The organism is Plantactinospora mayteni (assembly GCF_016862935.1).
GTDB classification, from domain to species: Bacteria; Actinomycetota; Actinomycetes; order Mycobacteriales; family Micromonosporaceae; genus Plantactinospora; species Plantactinospora mayteni.
Genome location: NZ_BONX01000035.1, coordinates 159,765 through 174,705, shown reverse-complemented (window position 1 = coordinate 174,705; position 14,941 = coordinate 159,765). Strand labels below are relative to the sequence as shown.

Genomic DNA, 14,941 nt, shown 5'->3' with positions numbered 1-14,941 from the left:
GGGATCAGGGGACCGTCCCCCGGCTACGGCCGGGCGGCGATGTCCCGGATCGCCACGGCGGCCTCCAGGGCGGCGGCGGTGGCCGCCCAGCCCTTGTCCTCGGCCGAGTCGGGCAGTCCGGCCCGGTCCCGGGCCTGCTCCAGGTTGTTCACCGTCAGCACGCCGTGCGCGACCGGTTTGGCACTGTCCAGCGCGACCCGGGTCAGCCCCTCGGTCACCGACTGGCACACGTAGTCGAAGTGTGCGGTGGCGCCCCGGATCACCACGCCGAGCGCGACCACGGCGTCGCAGCGCCGGGCCAGCGCCTGGGCCACCACCGGCAGCTCCACCGAGCCGGCCACCCGGACCACGACCACGTCGTCCACCCCGCACGCCTTCGCCGCGGTCACCGCCCGGTCGACCATGTGGTCGGTGAGTTCTCCGTGCCAGCGCGCGGCCACCACCCCCACGGTCAGCCCGGATGCATCCACTGTCGACAGTTCTGGCTCTCCGAACCCGGCCATCGTCACGCCAACCTTTCCGTCATCTGCGCGAGTGCCGTCAGCTCCCCGGCGTCGGTCGGAGTCTCCAACCCGTCCAGCAGGTGCCCCATCCGGTCCCGCTTGGTACGCAGGTAGCGCACGTTCTCCGGGGTGGCCCGGACCGGCATCGCCTCCCGGCCCAGCACGGTCAGCCCGTACCCCTCCAGCCCGGCCCGCTTGGCCGGGTTGTTGGTCAACAGTCGCATCGAGCGGACCCCGAGGTCGTAGAGGATCTGCGCGCCGGTGCCGTAGTCCCGGGCGTCGGCGGGCAGCCCGAGGTCGAGGTTGGCGTCGACGGTGTCCCGGCCGAGGTCCTGCAACTGGTACGCCTGGAGCTTGTGCAACAGCCCGATCCCCCGCCCCTCGTGGCCGCGCATGTAGAGGACCACTCCCCGCCCCTCGGCCGCGACCCGGGCCAGTGCGGCGTCGAGTTGCGGGCCACAGTCGCAGCGCAGCGAGCCGAAGACGTCCCCGGTCAGGCACTCGGAGTGCACGCGTACCAGCACGTCCTGGCCGTCACCGAGGTCGCCGTAGACCAGTGCGATGTGCTCGGCGCCGTCCTGCCGGGCCCGGTAGCCGACCGCCCGGAACGGCCCGTACGGCAGCGGCAGCCGGGTCTCGACGACCTGCTCGACCTGCTGGACCTCCGCCTCGGTACGCCGCCGGTATGCGATCAGGTCCGCGATGGTGATCAGCGTGATGCCGTGCTCGGCGGCGAACTTCTCCAGGTCGGGCAGGCGCATCACGCTGCCGTCGTCGTTGACCAGTTCGCAGAGCACCCCGGCGGGACGGAGTCCGGCGAGCCGGGCGAGGTCGACGGCCGCCTCGGTGTGCCCGGGGCGGCGCAGCACTCCGCCGGCCTTGGCCCGCAGCGGCACCACGTGGCCCGGCCGGCTCAGGTCGGTGGCGTCCGTCGCCGGGTCGGCGAGCAGCCGGATGGTGTGCGCACGGTCGGCGGCGGAGATGCCGGTGCTGACCCCCTCCCGCGCGTCCACCGTCACCGTGTACGCGGTGCCCCGCTTGTCCTGGTTGGTGTGGTACATCGGCGGCAGTTCGAGGCGGTCGCACTCCTCCTCGGTCAGCGGCGCGCAGATGTAGCCGGAGGTGTAGCGGACCATGAACGCGACCAGTTCCGGGGTGGCCCGGGCAGCGGCGAAGATCAGGTCGCCCTCGTTCTCCCTGCCCTCGTCGTCGACCACGACGACCGGTCGGCCGGCCGCGATCTGGGCCACCGCCGCCTCGATGGTGCCGAATTCGGTGCTCCGCTCACTCATGCCACGGCCTCCAGTCCGTCGACCGGCAGTCGTCCGCCGGTCGTCAGCAGTCGTTCGACGTACTTGGCAAGGACGTCAACCTCGAGGTTGACCGGCTCGCCGACACCCTTGCGGCCCAGCGTGGTCGCCGCCAGCGTGGTCGGGATCAGCCCGACCGAGAAGGTCTGCGCGGTCAGCCCGGCGACGGTCAGCGACACCCCGTCGACGGTGATCGAGCCCTTCTGCACGACGTATCGGGCGAGGTCGGCGGGGAGGCCGAAGGTGACCGTCTCCCACTGCTCGGCCCGCTCCCGTCCGACGATCTCGGCGACCCCGTCGACGTGCCCCTGCACCAGGTGCCCGCCGAGCCGGCTGCCCAGCGTGGCGGCCCGCTCCAGGTTGACCGGGTCACCCGGGCGCAACGCCCCCAGCGAGGTACGCCGGAACGTCTCGCCCATCACGTCGGCGGTGAACGTCTCCCCGTCGGTCTCGACCACGGTCAGACAGACCCCGTTGACGGAGATCGAGTCGCCGTGCCGGGCGTCCGAACTGACGACCGGGCCGCGGATCGCGACCAGCGCCGAGTCGCCGCCGGTGTCGTCCCGCCGGACCAGTTCGCCCAACTCCTCCACGATGCCGGTGAACATCTGGTTCAGCCCTCCGTCTTCCGGGGAAACGCGGTGACCCGCAGATCGGGGCCGACCGGTGTGATGTCGGTGAACTCCAGGTCGATGACCTCGGAGATGGTCTGTGGGCCGGCGTCGGCGAGTGCCGCCGGGCCGGCACCGAGCAGCTTCGGCGCCAGGTAGCCGACCACCTTGTCGACCAGGCCGGCGGCGAGGAACGCGCCGGCCAGGGTCGGGCCGCCCTCCAGCAGCGCCGCCCGCACGCCACGCCGGTAGAGCTCGGCGAGCAGCCAGGGCAGTTCCACTCGGCCGTCCGGGCCGGCGCCGGCCTCCTTGGCGGTCGCCACCCAGGTGGGCGCGGCGCCGTCCCGGACCCGGGCATCCAACGGGGTACGACCGACGCTGTCCACCACCACCCGCAGCGGCTGCCGGATGGCCAGGGTGCCGTCGCGCAGGTTCCGCACGGTCAGTCTCGGGTCGTCGGCGAGGACCGTGCCGACCCCGACGATCACCGCGTCGACGGTGCCACGGAGCGCGTGTACGTCGATCCGGGCCGCCTCGGACGTGATCCACATGCTGGTGCCGTCCGCCGCCGCGATCCGCCCGTCCAGGGTCGCCGCGTACTTCCAGATCAGGTACGGCCGGTCCCGGCGTACGGCGGTCAGCCAGGCCAGGTTGCCGGCCTCCGCCTCGGCGGCCCGTACCCCGACCTCGACCTCCACCCCGGCCGCCCGCAGCCGCTCGATCCCGCCGGCCGCGATCGGGTTCGGATCGGGTACGCCGATCACCACCCGGCGTACCCCGGCCGAGATCAGCGCCCCGCTGCACGGCCCGGTACGCCCGGTGTGGTCGCAGGGTTCCAGCGTCACCACGGCGGTGCCGCCCCGGGCCCGCTCACCGGCCTGGGCCAGCGCGACGATCTCGGCGTGCGGCCCACCCGCGTACGCGTGGAAACCCTCGCCGACGATCTCGCCGCGCGGGTCGAGCAACACGCAGCCGACCAGGGGGTTGGGGCTCGTCGTGCCCAGGCCACGGGCTGCCAGCGCGATAGCCCGGCGCATCGCCTCGTCGGCGGAGACGCCCCCCATGCCGTTCCCTTTCCCTTCGCCCGTCGTCGTGACGCGCGGGCGGGGTCTGGGAGCTGGCACCGGCCGGTGGCCGGGCGTGCGGCGGCGGAGCGTGGGGACGGCAGTGCCGACCCCGGGGGACCACGGGTCGGCGCACACGCGCCGGCCGGCGGACCCATCCGACCCCGCGCGCTGTCTCCCATCCGGACTGTCTGGGCGCGGAAACTGCCCGCCCCCAACCGTCGGCCCTGGGTTCTCACCAGGTCCACCGGGCGGCCGAGGCCGACCGGGTCGCGGGCTTACCGGGCTTGCGCCCGGATCACCGCCGGTTCGGAATTACACCGAGTCCCGCCAGCGCGTGGTGGGTACGGATCGAGTCTTGCACGGAACCGGGGTCCTCGGGTCAGTGAGGCGACCCACCTCACAGCGACGTGACCGTCGTCACTTCGCCCCGCACCGTCACTTCGCCCCGCGCCGCCGCTCCCCCGCGTCGGCCGCCGGTGCCCCCGGGGTACGCCGTCGGTCCATCGCCACGTACGACCCGGGCTGGCTCTTGGCCACCGTCTTCATCTCGGAGGCCGCCGCGATCACTTCGAGCGGGTCGGTGAACCGGCGCTCGGGCACCGACAGCGAGACCCCGATGGAGAGGGTCACCAGGTGCGCCCGCTGGACGTTGCCGCGCCGGTCCTTCAGCTCGACGTAGCCGCGCTTGGCGTCCTGTGGGTCGTAGAGTTCGTCGGCGGTCTTCTCGAAGTCGATCACGGCTCGCTCGGTGAGCGGCCGGACCTGCTCGGGGGCGCAGACGATCACGAAGTCGTCGCCGCCGATGTGCCCGAGGAAGGCCGGCGGCAACCCGACCGAGACCACCGCCCGGTGCAGGCTGCGGGCCAGCGCGCTGATGAACTCGTCGCCCCGGACGAAGCCGTACCGGTCGTTGACGCTCTTGAACCGGTCGATGTCGACGTATCCCACCGCGTAGTCGACGCCGCTGCGTACCCGGTCGCCGATCTCGCGGCGGACCCGGGTGTTGCCGGGCAGCCCGGTCAGCGGTGAGACCTCGCGGAATTCCTTGTTGCGGCGCAGCGTGGAGCTGATCCGGGCGACGAGTTCGGCGGTGTCGAAGGGTTTGACCAGGTAGTCGTCGGCACCGGCGGTGAGGCCGTGCACCTTGTCCACAGTCAGCCCCTTGGCGGTGAGCATGATCACCGGCAGCGCCGAGGTCATCGGGTTGGCCCGCAGCCGCCGGGTCAGCTCCAGCCCGTCGATCCGGGGCATCCGCAGGTCGACCACGGCCAGGTCGGGCCGGCGCTGCTCGATCACCTCGAGCGCCTCCTGGCCGTCCCGGGCCTGCACCACCTCGAAGCCGTGCAGCCGCAGGTTGAACGAGACGAACCGGACGATGTCCTCGTCGTCGTCGACCACCAGGATCAGGTCGGGCCGCTCCTCGGCCCCGTCGACGCTCATGTCCGCCCTCCGCTTCGCTCCGGCCGGCCATGAGGCACAACCGCACTGAGCTGACTGGTTCGCTCGCTGCGCTCGCTCACGGTCTCGGTGCGGCGCGCTCGGCGAGCCGCCGCAGTTGGGTCACGGCCGTGGCCGGGTCCGCCGCGCCGTAGACGGCGGTGCCGGCGACGAAGGCGTCCGCGCCGGCCGCCGCCGCCTGCTCGATGGTGTCGGCCGCGATGCCGCCGTCGACCTCGATCCGCAGTTCGAGGTGGCCGGCGCTGGCGTGCCGGCGGGCGGTACGGACCTTGTCGAGCAGTTCGGGGATGAACCGCTGCCCCCCGAAGCCCGCCTTGATAGTCATGATCAGCAATGTATCGAAGCTGGGCAACAGGTCAAGGTACGGTTCGATCGGAGTGTCCCGGTCGATCGCCAACCCGGCCTTCGCCCCCGCCGAGCGGAGGTCCTTGGCCAGCGAGACCGGGTTGTCGCACGCCTCGGCATGGAACGTCACGTTGTACGCCCCGGCGTCCGCGTAGCTCGGCGCCCACCGCCGCGGTTCCTCGATCATCAGATGTACGTCGAACGGCAGCGCGGTCGCGGCCAGCAGGCTCTGCACCACCGGCAGCCCGATCGTCAGGTTGGGCACGAAGTGGTTGTCCATCACATCGACGTGCAGCCAGTCCGCCGTGGACTCCACCGCCTGCACCTCGTCGGCGAGCCGGGCGAAGTCTGCGGCGAGGATGCTGGGCGCGACGATCGGCGCTGGTACGGTCACCGCGCCAGTGTACGAATGCCGGCCACCCCGGGCGCTCGTCACCCTCGGCCGACGGTCATGCCTGCCGGGCGGTCAGCCCCGGACCGAGGTCGCGCCGACGAAGAACCGGTCTGGAGTGATCGGCAGGTCGCGGACGCGTACCCCGGTGGCGTGCTGCACGGCGTTGGCTATCGCCGCGGCGGTACCGACGATGCCCAGCTCACCGATGCCCTTCGAGCCCATCGGGTTGACGTACGGGTCGTCCTCGACGAGCGTGTGCACCTCGACGCGGCCGACGTCGGCGTTCGTCGCGATGTGGTATTCGGCGAGGTCGTGGTTGACGACGTGACCGAACCGGGGATCGAGTACGCACCGCTCGTGCAGCGCCATCGACAACCCCATCGTCATCCCGCCGAGCAGTTGGGAACGGCCCGTCTTCGGGTTGATGATCCGGCCGGCGGCGAAGACACCGAGCAGCCGGGGCACCCGTACCTCCCCGGTCGCCTCGTGCACCCGGACCTCGGCGAACTGCGCGCCGAAGGCGTACATCGAGAAGTGTTCCCGGTGTGGGTTCGGCGGCATCTCGGCGCTGGCCTCGATGCCGTCCGCCGGCACCGGGTCGTGCTGCTCGGCGGCCAGCCGGGCCCGCAGCCGGCCGGCGGCCTCGACCACCGCGCTACCCCACGAGGTCATCCCGGACGAACCGCCGGCCGCCATCGCCGCCGGCAGGTCCGTGTCGCCGATCCGCAGCACGATCCGGTCCACCAGTACGCCCAGCGCGTCCGCCGCGACCTGGGTCAGCGCGGTCCAGGTGCCGGTACCGAGGTCGGCGGCACCGATCGACACGGTGTACCGGCCGTCCGGCTCCAGCCGGATCGTCGCCGAGGAACCCGGCAGCCGGTAGACCGGGTACATCGAGGCGGCCACTCCGGTGCCGACCAGCCAGCCGCCCGCCGCCCGCCGTACCCCGGGAGTCGGGTCCCGGCCGGCCCAGCCGAACCGGCGGGCACCGTCGCGCAGGCAGCCGACCAGGTTGCGGGTGGAGAACGGGCGGTCGAGTTCGGGATCGAGCGGCGGCTCGTTGGCGATCCGGAACTCGACCGGGTCCTGCCCGCAGGCGATCGCCATCTCGTCCATCGCCGACTCCAGCGCGTACATCCCCGGGGTCTTGCCCGGGGCGCGCATGATCGTCGGCACCGGCACGTCGAGCCGGACCAGCCGGTGCGTGGTACTGCGGTGCGGCGCCGCGTACATCACCCGGGTCGGCGTGGCGGTCTGCTCGGCGAACTCCTTGTGTCGGGCGGTCTGCTGCACCACCTCGTGGCTGACCGCGACCAGCCGGCCGTCCGGCCCGGCACCGAGCCGGACCCGCTGGACCGTCGGGGTGCGGTAGCCGACCTGGGAGAACATCTGCTGCCGGGTGAGCGCGAGCTTCACCGGACGGCCGGGCACGGCGAGCGCGCCCAGCACCGCGAGCACGACGTCGGGATGGGTGTGCAGCTTGCCGCCGAACGCGCCGCCGACGTGTGGCGAGATCACCCGGATCCGCTCCGGGTCGAGTCCGAAGAGCGTGGCCAGCGACTCCCGCAGCCGGTGCACGCCCTGGCTGGCCACGTGCAGGGTGAGCCGGCCGTCGGCCCAGCGGGCGATCGTCGAGTGCGGCTCCAACTGGGCGTGCTGATACCACGGGGTGGTGTAGGTGGCGTCCAGGCGTACCGCCGCGTCGGCGAGCGCCGCCTCCGGGTTGCCGCGCAGACTGTCGGTGGCGAACCCGCCGTTCATCACCTCCGGGGCGTACCGGTCCGGGTGGTCGGCCCGCAGTTCGACGTCGTGCGGGCCGGCCTGGTAGTCGACCCGGACCAGCTCGGCGGCCCGGCGGGCGGCCTCCGAGGTCTCCGCCACCGCGGCGGCGACGAACTGCCCCCGGTACGCCACCTCGTGGTTCTGGAGGATCACCACCTCGGGGTCGTCGAACGAGGCGACCCGGGGCGCGTTCTCGGGCGTCAGCACGGCCAGCACACCCGGTTCGCGCGACGCCGGCTCGGTGTGCACGGCGACGATCCGTCCCACCGCGACGGTCGCCTGCACCGGAAACAGGTACGCCGGGCGGTCGACGGGGTGCTCGAAGGCGTACCGGGCGGTCCCGGTGACCTTCGCCGGCCCGTCGAACCTGTCCAGCGGAGTGCCGATGGCCCGGACCGGCAGCGTCATCCCGTCCACACCTGCAATGTATGTAAGGAACTGTCCCCGCCCACCCGCTTCGGTGGAAGTGCCGACAGATACCTCGCCGGTGCCTTCACCTGGATCCGGCCGGGCACCACGGTCGGGGCCCGCCCAGCTCGGTGTGCCGGGTGCTCAGCCCCGGCGCAGTACCGCCAGGAACATCGCGTCGGTGCCGTGCCGGTGCGGCCAGAGCTGCACGGTCGGGCCGTCGCCGAGGCCGGGCATGCCGGCCGGCAGCAGCGGACGGGCGTCGACGAAGTCGACAGGTACGCCGGAGCGCCGCGCCGCCTCGGTCACCGAGACGTGCGTCTCCACCACGTGCGGCGAGCAGGTCACGTATGCCACCACCCCGCCGGGGCGGACCGCCCGGAGCGCGGCGCCGAGCAGTTCCCGCTGCAACCGGGTCAGCGCCGGCAGGTCGGAGGGCTGGCGGCGCCAGCGGGACTCCGGACGCCGCCGCAGCGAGCCGAGACCGGTGCAGGGCGCGTCGACGAGTACCCGGTCGAAGGTGTTCTCCGGCAGGTCCTGGTCGCGCCCGACGGTACGTCCGTCGGTGGTCAGCACGGTCACCGGCAGCCCGCGTACGGCCTGGGAGACCAGCCGGGCCCGGTGCTCGGCCACCTCCACGGCGGTGAGCCGGGCGCCCCGCTGGGCGGCCAGCGCGCCGAGCAGCCCGGCCTTGCCGCCCGGCCCGGCACAGAGGTCCAGCCACCGCTCGTCGGTGCCGTCGACCTCGGCGGCGGCGAGCGCGGCGGCCACCAGTTGGGAGCCCTCGTCCTGGACGTGCGCCCGCCCCTCGGCGATTACGGCCAACTCGCCCGGGGCACCGCCGGCCAGATAGACCGCGTACGGCGAGAAGGCGCCCGGCGCCCCGCCCACCTCGTCGGCGACCTCGACCGCGTCCGCCCGACCCGGGCGGGCGCAGAGGTGCACCGGTGGTCGCTGGTTGTCCTCGATCAGCAGCCGGGTGGTCTCCCCCAGGTCTCCGCCGAGCGCCTCGGAGAAGGCCCGCACGATCCACTCCGGATGGCTGTAGGTGAGTGCCAGGTGCCCGACCGGGTCGCTCTCGGCCGACGGGGCCAGCTCGGTCAGCCAGGTGTCGACGTCCTTGCCGGCGACCTCCCGCAGCACCGCGTTGGCGAACCCGGACGCACCCGGGGCGAGGGACCGGACCAGGTCGACCGTCGAGGAGACGGCGGCGTGCGCCGGGACCCGGGTGTAGAGGAGTTGGTAGGCGCCGAGCCGCAGCGCGTCCCGGGGCTGCGGGTCGATCCGGGCGACGTCCCGGCCGGCGGCGGCGGTGAGGATCGCGTCCAGGGTGCCCCGGACCCGCAGCGTGCCGTAGGTCAGTTCGGTGGCGAAGGCCGCGTCCCGGCCGTGCAGCCGCCGGTCGCGCAGGATGCCCGGCAGGACCAGGTTCGCGTACGCGTCGTCCCGGTGCACCGCCTCGATCGCCTCGTACGCCGCCTGTCGGGGCAGGTCCACCGCCGGCCGCCCCGGTCGGGCCGACCGCCCGTCCCGGTCCCGCCGGTCGCCGCCCCGGCCACCCCGGTCAGCCCCGTCCCGCGCCCGGCCACGATCGACACCGTCCCGTGCCCGGCCCCGATCGACACCGCCCTGACCGCTACGCCCCCGGTCGTCGCGTCGCTGATCGTCACGTCGCTGACCGTCGTGCCGGCGGTCGTCGCGGCGGCGGTCGTCGTGCCGGCGGTCGGCGCCGCCCTGTGTACGGTCGTCGTGGCTCCGGTCGGCTCCGGCCCGTGCGGTGCCGCCGACCTGTCCGGTACGGTCGCTCATCCGAACTGCTCCCCACCGGCGACCCGGACGCCCCGGGCCCAGTCCGTTGCCGGCATCGCGCGTTTGCCGGCCGCGCGCACCTCGCCCAACTCCACAGGTGTGCTGGCGGTACCGGCCAGCACCCGGCCGCGCTCGACCAGCAACTCGCCCGGCTTGAGTTCGGGTGCGTCGCCGACCGGCCGCACCGGGCCGAGCTTGACCCGGTCGCCACGGAACTCGGTCCAGGCACCGGGTGCCGGGGTGGCGGCGCGGATCCGCCGGTCCACCGCGAAGGACGGTTCCGACCAGCGGACCTCACCATCGGCGACGGTCAGCTTCGGCGCCAGCGAGACCCCGTCGGCGGGCTGCGGCACCGCCCGCACGGTGCCCTGGCCGATCGCGTCGAGCACGGTCACCAGCAGCCCGGCGCCGCTGTCGGCGAGGCGCTCCAGCAGGTCACCGGCGGTGTCGGCCGGCCGGATCTCCTCAGTCACGGTGCCGAAGACCGGTCCGGTGTCCAGCCCGGCCTCCAGTTGGAAGACGCTGGCGCCGGTGACCTGGTCGCCGTGCAGCACCGCGTGCTGCACCGGTGCGGCGCCCCGCCAGGCGGGCAGCAGCGAGAAGTGCAGGTTGACCCAGCCGTACGCGGGGATCCCCAGCGCATCCGGCGGCACCAGCGCGCCATAGGCGACCACCGGTACGCACTCCGGGGCGAGTTGGCGCAGCCGGTCGAGGAACTCCGGCTCCCGGGGCCTGGCCGGGGTCAGCACCTCGATGCCCCGCTCGTCGGCCCAGGCGCCGACGGGTGACCGGGCCAGTCCCCGGCCCCGACCGGCCGGGGCGTCCGGCCGGGTCACCACGGCCAGCAGTTCGTGCCCGGAGCCGGCGATGGCGTCCAGGCTGGGCAGGGCGACGGCCGGCGTACCGGCGAAGATCAGGCGCACCGGGCGGTCACCGACCCAGACCGAACGGGTTGGCGGAGCGGTCCGAGCCGCCCAGCCCCAGCTTGGCGCCGAGTCCCTGGCGCCGGTTGGCCGGCGGGTCGTGCGGGCTGACCTTGACCACCGGCGGGGCGTCCTGGGAATACCACTCCGCCTGCCGGATCGCCTTCATCGCCTCCTTGCGCCCCTCGGCGTCGAGCCGGTCGAGGAAGAGCACTCCGTCGAGGTGGTCGGTCTCGTGCTGCACGCACCGGGCCATCAGGCCGGTGCCGACGATCTGCACCGGGTCGCCGTACTCGTTGAAGCCCTTGGCGACCACGTTGAGCCGGCGCTTGGTGTCGAAGTAGAGCCCGGGGATGGAGAGGCAGCCCTCCGGACCGTCCTGCTCGTCCTCGTCGGGGAACTCCAGCAGCGGGTTGACCAGGTGCCCGAGCACGTCGTCGACCTCGAAGGCGAACACCCGCAGCCCCACGCCGAGCTGCGGCGCGGCGAGGCCGGCACCGTTCTGCTCGCGCATCGTGTCGGTCAGGTCGGCGACCAGTTTGCGCAGCTCGGCGTCGAAGTCGACGACCGGTTCGGCCGGGGTGCGCAGCACCGGGTCCCCGAACAGACGGATGGGCTGGACGGTCACGCGGGACTGCTCCTTCACGGATGGATTCGGTGGTGCCGTACCCAGTCTACGGGCGCACCGGGGCGACGACCGGCGCGCCGGTCCAGCGAGGGTGCGACGCGGGCCGGCCGTGACATCGGTCACGGTGTGCCCCGGGATCGACCGGTGGGACGCGGCGGTTGCCGGGCGCTACTACGACGGGTCAGGGCTGGGTGCCCGGCTCGCCGGCCAGTACGGCGTCGGTGCGCTCGAGGATGTGCTCGGGGAGCGGGAGCTGCGTGCCGTGCGCGGCGTCCCAGTCGTAGATCACGCTCAGCCCGACCTCGGACCGGAAGTATTCGATGGCGCTGAGCCCGCCGACCACCTGCTCGTCGCACTCGGCGACGAGTTGCCCCGGCACCAGCTTGAAGCCGTTGCGCAGCGCCGCGCTGAGCCGCCGGTGCCCGTCGACCACGAAGAACTTCTCGCCGGTGTAGCCGATCCGCAGCGGCTCCAGCGCCTCCTCGCCGGCCTGCCCGATCTGGGCGACGAAGTCGGACTCCGTCTCCCAGAGGCCGCGCAGCGCCTGGATCTCCTGGGTGGGATAGATCCGGGCCGGGTCGAGCAGCAGCAGCGGCGGGGAGTCGCGCAGGATCCGCTGGCCGAAGGAGCCCTCGTAGGCGGCGATGACGTGCGCGACCACCTCCTCCGCCGACGCCTTGGTGCTGTCGCAGATCAGGTCGTAGTTGCGCAGCTTCGCCTTGTCGACGCCGTACCGGACGAGGAAGCGGTTCCGCTCGCTCTCGCTGCGCTCGTGCAGCTTGGCCCGGGCCTCCTCGATCGAGGTGTAGCTCTCCGCCGGCCCGGACGGCCGGGCGAGCACCCGGCGGGCCGCCTCGGTCGGCTCGGTGATCATATGGATCTTGAGCGCGTGTGTGAAGAAGTGCCAGGCGAGCCGGCTGTCGACGATGAGCTGCTCGCCGGAGTCGGCGATGTCCTGCTGGAGCTGGTCGACGTAGCCGTCGACCGCCTGGTCCAGCTCGGCGTGCAGGTTGAGCTGGAGCGCGGTCATCTGCCGCTGCTGGGCCATCTCCCGATAGAGGTCACCCACGCTGACCCGGCGCAGGCCGAGCCGCTTGGCCAGCTCGATGGAGACGGTGCTCTTGCCGCTGCCAAGGTCACCGTTCAGGACGATCGACTGACGACCGGTCACGACCTACCCACCCCTGATCCCAGGTTGCTCAAGATCAATAGCTTGAACGCCGAACCGGCGCGGTCACTCTCCGTCACGCCACACGCGTGGAGCATGAGGGGCGATGGTATCACCCGGATCCCCGACCACAGGTCGGACTCTGAGTGCGTCGGCTCCAGATACCCACTGCGGACGGTAGTCGAAACAACGCTCCGTGTCGGACTCTCCGTCGGTACCCGGTCAGAATCGGCCGGCACCTGTCAGAAGATGTCCTGCGGATCGACCTGGATCCGCACCGGCTGGCCGGCCTTGCGGGCCGTCCGGAGCGCCGTCGCCTCGTGCAGGGCGGCGGCCAGGGCCGCGGCCTGGGACCGGGGCACCCGGACCAGCATCCGCTGCTGACCGTCCGGGGCCGGTACCGGGCCGAGCACCTCGGCGGCCGGCGGCAGCCGGGCCTCGTCGAGCAGCTCGGTCACCGCCGCCGCCACCCCGGTCAGGCTGGCCATCCGGGCGGCCGGCGGAAAGCCCAGCTCGCGCCGCTCGGCCAGCTCCCGGCCGGCGAACCAGCCCGGATCCCAGCGCAGCAGCGCCTGCACCGGCGCCAGCGACCCGTCCGCGACCACCACCACCCGGCCACCGGCCGGACCCGGCCGGGCCAGCGCCGCCGCCGCCAGCCAGCGACGCAGCGCCTCCTCGCCGGCCCGCAGGTCGGCCCGGGTCAGCAGCGCCCAGGAGTCCAGCAGCAGCACCGCGCCGTAACCGCCGTCGGCCACCGGCTCGGCTCCCGGCGTCGCGATCACCAGGCCCGCGTCGCCGGGCGCCGAACGCAGCACCTCCTCCCGTCCCGAGGTCCGCACCGGCACGCCGGGAAACGCCCGGCCCAGCTCCTCGGCGGTACGCCGGGCACCCACCACCGCCGCCCGGAGCCGCCGCCCACCGCAGTGCGGGCAGGCGTACCCGGCGGTCACCCGGGCGCACCACCGGCAGGTGGGAGTGGCGCTGGCCGAGCGCAGGGACAGCGGACCGGAGCAGTGCGGGCAGCGGGCCGGCGCCCGGCACTCGGCGCAGGCCACCGCCGGCAGGTAGCCGCGCCGGGGCACCTGCACCAACACCGGCGCGTCGGCCTTCAGCGCCGCCCGGGCCGCATCCCAGGCCAGGCTCGGCAGCCGGGCCGAGGCCGCGGCGGGATCGCGGGCCAACTGCGGGTCGTCACCGGTCGGCGTGATCCTCGGGGTACGCGCCCGCAGCGTCGACCGGTCCGCCACGATCTCCTTCGCCCAGCCCGTCTCGACCAGCAACCGCGACTCGGCGGTCCGGGCGTACCCGCCGACCAGCACCGCCGCGTCACCGAGCTGCGCCCGGGTGAGCAGCACCTCCCGGGCGTGCGGGTACGGCGCCCGGGGCTCGGCGTGCAGGTCGTCCCCGTCGTCCCAGATCGCCACCAGGCCGAGGCCGTCGACCGGGGCGAAACTCGCGGCCCGGGTACCGATCACCACCGGCACCCGTCCCCGACAGGCGGCCAGGAACGCCCGGTACCGCCGGGCCGGCCCGAGGGCCGCGGAGAGCGCCACGTGCCGCCCGGTACCGAGCAGCCCGGTCAGCGCGGCGTCGAGCCGTTCCAGGTCCCGGGCGTCGGCCACCACCGCCACCACGCCCCGGCCACTCCGTACGGTCGCCGCCGCCGCCTCGGCGAACCGGGTCGCCCAGTCCTCGCCGGGCAGCGCCGACCAGACCGCCCGGGGCGCCCGGCCGTCGGCCAGGGCCCGCAGGAACCCCGGTCCGGCCGGATAGCTCCGCCAGCCCGCCTCGACCGACCCGCTCGCGATCGCCCCGACCTCACCACCCGGCGCCGGACCAGTTGTCTCGGCCACCGACCCGATGCCGGTATCGGTACCGGTCTCGGCGTCGGCTCCGGCGATCGGCACAGACGCAGGGCCGGGGTCGGACTCGGCGACCGGCACCGACCCGTTGGCGATGCCGGTATCGGCGTCGGCGTCGGCTTTGGCGATCGGCGCTGACCCGATGCCGGGTTCGGGATCAAGGTCGGCGACCGGCACCGACGCGACGTCGACGGCGGTGTCGGCGACCGGCCCGGGCGCGTTCTCCGCCGGCTCCGTCCCCGATCCCGTCGCTGCTTCCACCGCTGCTTCCGCCGCCAACGGCTGCTCGGGTGCGGTGTCCGGGGCGGGCGAAGTGTCCGGGCCGGGCGGGGCGGTTTCGCGCTCGACCCGGGCGTGCCGGGGCGGGACGGCCAGCCGCAGCACGTCGGCGAGGTTGCCGGCGTACCGGTCGGCGACCGCCCGGGCCAGCCGGGCGATCTCCGGGGTCAGCACCGGCTCGGGCGAGACCAGCCGCTCCAGGTAGCTCAGCCGGCCGTCGTGCGCGGAGAGTTCGGCCCGGTCCAGCAGCCAGCCGTCGACCAACTGGCCGGCGAAGCGCACCCGGACCCGGGTACCCGGCCGGGCCTGCTCGGCCAGTTCGGCCGGGACCAGGTAGTCGAAGGGCCGGTCCAGGTGGGCCAGCGGAACGTCCACGCAGACGCGAGCGACCGGC

At 73.8% G+C, this 14,941-nt stretch carries 12 protein-coding genes and 1 riboswitch; all 12 genes read right to left on the bottom strand.

Translation table 11 applies throughout. The annotated features are described in order from the left end of the window. Positions 1-23: 23 nt before the first annotated feature. The 12 genes from ribH to Pma05_RS25320 all read right to left on the bottom strand — a co-directional run bounded on the left by ribH (position 24) and on the right by Pma05_RS25320 (position 14,922). Entirely contained in the window at positions 24-503 is a 480-nt protein-coding gene (ribH, locus tag Pma05_RS25375; RefSeq protein ID WP_203859972.1) for a 6,7-dimethyl-8-ribityllumazine synthase, read from the bottom strand. Between the two features lie 2 nt (positions 504-505). Continuing rightward, complete coding sequence (locus Pma05_RS25370) at positions 506-1,795, bottom strand: bifunctional 3,4-dihydroxy-2-butanone-4-phosphate synthase/GTP cyclohydrolase II (RefSeq protein WP_203859971.1); 1,290 nt, start codon at positions 1,793-1,795, stop codon at positions 506-508. Next, positions 1,792-2,421, bottom strand: coding sequence for a riboflavin synthase (locus Pma05_RS25365; RefSeq protein ID WP_203859970.1), 630 nt, complete (start codon positions 2,419-2,421; stop codon positions 1,792-1,794). The genes Pma05_RS25370 and Pma05_RS25365 overlap by 4 nt, the downstream gene beginning before the upstream one ends. Positions 2,422-2,426: 5 nt before the next feature. Continuing rightward, positions 2,427-3,488 (bottom strand): bifunctional diaminohydroxyphosphoribosylaminopyrimidine deaminase/5-amino-6-(5-phosphoribosylamino)uracil reductase RibD, encoded by a 1,062-nt coding sequence (gene ribD / locus Pma05_RS25360; protein ID WP_203859969.1) that lies wholly within the window; start codon positions 3,486-3,488, stop codon positions 2,427-2,429. Between the two features lie 166 nt (positions 3,489-3,654). Next, positions 3,655-3,827, bottom strand: a riboswitch (FMN riboswitch). 99 nt (positions 3,828-3,926) lie between these two features. Beyond that, positions 3,927-4,931 (bottom strand): GGDEF domain-containing response regulator, encoded by a 1,005-nt coding sequence (locus tag Pma05_RS25355; protein ID WP_203859968.1) that lies wholly within the window; start codon positions 4,929-4,931, stop codon positions 3,927-3,929. Positions 4,932-5,007: 76 nt separating this feature from the next. Further along, positions 5,008-5,688 carry a ribulose-phosphate 3-epimerase gene (gene rpe / locus Pma05_RS25350; protein WP_203859967.1) on the bottom strand — a complete coding sequence of 227 codons (681 nt, stop codon included), beginning with the start codon at positions 5,686-5,688 and terminating at the stop codon, positions 5,008-5,010. Between the two features lie 72 nt (positions 5,689-5,760). Further along, on the bottom strand, positions 5,761-7,878 hold the full coding sequence (locus Pma05_RS25345; protein WP_203860056.1) for a xanthine dehydrogenase family protein molybdopterin-binding subunit: 2,118 nt from the start codon (positions 7,876-7,878) through the stop codon (positions 5,761-5,763). A 144-nt stretch (positions 7,879-8,022) separates the two neighbouring features. Beyond that, on the bottom strand, positions 8,023-9,687 hold the full coding sequence (locus Pma05_RS25340; protein ID WP_239313038.1) for an RsmB/NOP family class I SAM-dependent RNA methyltransferase: 1,665 nt from the start codon (positions 9,685-9,687) through the stop codon (positions 8,023-8,025). Further along, complete coding sequence (gene fmt / locus Pma05_RS25335; protein WP_203859966.1) at positions 9,684-10,610, bottom strand: methionyl-tRNA formyltransferase; 927 nt, start codon at positions 10,608-10,610, stop codon at positions 9,684-9,686. The genes Pma05_RS25340 and fmt overlap by 4 nt, the downstream gene beginning before the upstream one ends. 7 nt (positions 10,611-10,617) lie before the next feature. Further along, the gene (gene def / locus Pma05_RS25330; RefSeq protein WP_372441552.1) at positions 10,618-11,238 is read right to left on the bottom strand and encodes a peptide deformylase; all 621 of its coding nucleotides are present in this window, start codon (positions 11,236-11,238) and stop codon (positions 10,618-10,620) included. A 181-nt stretch (positions 11,239-11,419) separates the two neighbouring features. After that, on the bottom strand, positions 11,420-12,409 hold the full coding sequence (locus Pma05_RS25325; RefSeq protein ID WP_203859964.1) for an AAA family ATPase: 990 nt from the start codon (positions 12,407-12,409) through the stop codon (positions 11,420-11,422). A 239-nt stretch (positions 12,410-12,648) separates the two neighbouring features. Then, a complete protein-coding gene (locus tag Pma05_RS25320) occupies positions 12,649-14,922 on the bottom strand; it encodes a primosomal protein N' (protein WP_203859963.1) in 2,274 nt (757 codons plus the stop codon). Positions 14,923-14,941: the final 19 nt, after the last annotated feature.